Source organism: Christiangramia aquimixticola, assembly GCF_048285835.1.
Lineage (GTDB): Bacteria > Bacteroidota > Bacteroidia > Flavobacteriales > Flavobacteriaceae > Christiangramia > Christiangramia aquimixticola.
In genome coordinates, this window is the sequence record NZ_JBLVTL010000277.1 from 1 (window position 1) to 288 (window position 288).

Annotated in this window: 1 protein-coding gene; it reads left to right on the top strand. The window is 43.8% G+C overall.

The window, feature by feature from the left end; all coding sequences use genetic code 11:
- On the top strand, positions 1-288 hold a 288-nt coding region (locus ACNKXV_RS14480; RefSeq protein WP_417908407.1), incomplete at both ends, for a hypothetical protein.

Here is a 288-nt window from a genome sequence, read left to right on the forward strand (position 1 = left end):
AATCGAAAAAGCAGAACCGTATTATCGCCAAGTGGTCGAGCAGGAACCCACATTTAACAATTACTTTTTCCTTGGCCAAAGCTTAAAAGCCCAGCAAAAGAATGCCGAGGCAAAAGAAGCCTTCGACAAAGCAAAGGGCTATACGTCTGATGAAAGTCTCCTTGCCCGAACCCAACGAGAAATTGAAGCTATCAAGCTAGCCGAAGGAATTTCAGATTATTGGCCAAACCACGTGTTGGTAAATTTTAAGGAGCTGAATACCCAAGGAGCAGATTATGCCCCTGTTTT